Genomic DNA, 1,956 nt, shown 5'->3' on the forward strand with positions numbered 1-1,956 from the left:
GGCTTCGGCGGCGGCCGTGACCGGGACCGTGACGACCGTCGCTCCGGTGGCTTCGACCGTGACCGCGGTGGTTTCAACCGTGACCGTGGCGGCTTCGGCGGCGGCCGTGACCGTGACGAGCGTCGTTCGGGCGGCTTCGACCGTGACCGCGGTGGTTTCAACCGTGACCGTGGCGGCTTCGGCGGCGGCCGTGACCGTGACGAGCGTCGCTCCGGTGGCTTCGACCGTGACCGCGGTGGTTTCAACCGTGACCGCGACGACCGTGGCGGCCGCTCCTTCGGTGACCGTCCGGCCCGCTCCTTCGGTGACCGCCCGTCCTTCGGCCGGGACCGTGACGAGCGCGGCGGCAGCAGCCGTCCGTTCTCGCGCCGCGACGACCACCGCTCCGGCGGCCGTCCGCAGTCCGACCGCGGTGGTTTCAACCGTGACCGTGGCGGCTTCGGCGGCGGCCGCGACCGTGACGACCGCCGCCCCGGTGGCTTCGACCGCGACGACCGCAAGCCGCGCTGGAAGAACTGACGCCGTACGGGCGGTAGTCGACCGCCGACCCGGCTGAACGTACGAAGGGCCCGCTCCGTCCCCGGAGCGGGCCCTTCGCGTTCCCCCGACACCCCCCGACACCTGACGGTGCCCCCCTGAGGTGTTGTTCTGGAAGTGAGAATAACCTGTGGCGCGCGGGCGCGGTAGTCCCGTAGCGTCGCGGCCATGAGCAGCAGACTGCACGACGTGGCACGGGTGAACGAGGAGATCGCCGAGCGGGGGAGCTACCGGACGACCGGGGGCGAACTCGTGCGGGTGGGGGAGGAGTTGACGGCGGCGAAGGCCGGCACGGTGTCGTATGCGCCGGAGCGGCTGGACGCGCTGCTGGCCGCGGGGGACCGCGGGCCGGGGCCGGCGGACGGGCGGATCGAGGTGACGGCCGAGGGGAGCATCCAGGCCGCCCGCCGGCTGGTCGAGGCCGGGGCGGGGCCGGTCGGGGTGCTGAACTTCGCCTCCGCGCGCAACCCCGGCGGCGGCTACCTGCGCGGCGCCCGCGCCCAGGAGGAGGACCTGTGCCGCAGCGCGCTGCTGTACAGCTGCCTGCTGGAGGCGCCGGACTACTACGAGGCGCACCGGGCCTCCACCGACCTCCGGTACAGCCACCGGGTGATCGTCTCCCCGGCGGTGCCGGTGATCCGGGACGGGCGCGGCGAGCTGCTGGCGCAGCCGTACCCGGTCACCTTCCTGACCTCGCCCGCGCCCAACGCCGGTCAGCTGGAACGGCGTTCGCCCGGTACGGACGTCCGGGGCGTGCTCGCCGAGCGGGCCGTGCGGGTGCTCGCGGCGGCCGCCCGGCACGAGGTGCGCACGCTGGTGCTCGGCGCCTGGGGCTGCGGGGTGTTCCGCAACGACCCGGCGCAGGTCGCCGAGGCCTTCGAGGGGGCACTGGCCCGGTACGGGGCGGCCTTCGAGCGGGTGGTGTTCGCGGTCTGGGACCGTTCGCCCGTCTCGGCGAACCGGGCCGCCTTCGAGGCCCGGTTCGGTGCGGCGGTCCGCTAGTCGGCCGGCTTCTCCCGGTCCGCCGGCCGGCTGCCTCCCCGGGCCGGTAGCCGGCTACTCCTCCCGCCCGGCAGCCGGCTACTTCCTGCGGGCGGAGAGCGCCGTCGCGGCCGTGGAGGCCGCCGCGACCACGCCGGTCACGGCGAAGACGGACGGCCAGGCGCCGATCCGCTTCGCCAGCGGGTGCGAGCCGCCGAACGCGGCGACGTACAGGCCGGTCAGTGCCGCCGCGGTGCCCGTGCCCGAGCTCCGGCGCCACTGCACGGCCGCCCCGGCGCCGGCGGCGGCTTCGGCGGCGGCCGTGACCGTGACGAGCGTCGCTCCGGTGGCTTCGACCGTGACCGCGGTGGTTTCAACCGTGACCGTGGCGGCTTCGGCGGCGGCCGTGACCGTGACGAGCGTCGCTCCGGTGGCTTC

The 1,956-nt window shown here is 75.5% G+C and carries 3 protein-coding genes; 1 reads left to right on the top strand and 2 read right to left on the bottom strand.

What is annotated here, in order from left to right; all coding sequences use genetic code 11:
• On the bottom strand, positions 1–381 hold a 381-nt coding region (locus KS423_RS47775; protein WP_263455870.1), incomplete at its 3' end, for a hypothetical protein.
• 324 nt (positions 382–705) lie between these two features.
• Here KS423_RS47775 and KS423_RS44445 point away from each other — a divergent pair.
• Entirely contained in the window at positions 706–1,539 is an 834-nt protein-coding gene (locus KS423_RS44445; protein WP_224285360.1) for a TIGR02452 family protein, read from the top strand.
• A gap of 78 nt (positions 1,540–1,617) precedes the next feature.
• Here the strand turns inward: KS423_RS44445 and KS423_RS44450 are convergent.
• Positions 1,618–1,956: hypothetical protein (locus tag KS423_RS44450; RefSeq protein ID WP_224285361.1), on the bottom strand; the 339-nt coding region annotated here is incomplete at its 5' end.

The organism is Streptomyces sp. LS1784 (assembly GCF_020103755.1).
In the GTDB taxonomy this organism is placed as follows: Bacteria; Actinomycetota; Actinomycetes; order Streptomycetales; family Streptomycetaceae; genus Kitasatospora.

What these genes read in the sequence shown, in the direction of transcription:
- KS423_RS44445 (WP_224285360.1), top strand. Translation starts at nt 706, where the DNA reads ATGAGCAGCAGACTGCACGACGTGGCACGGGTGAACGAGGAGATCGCC.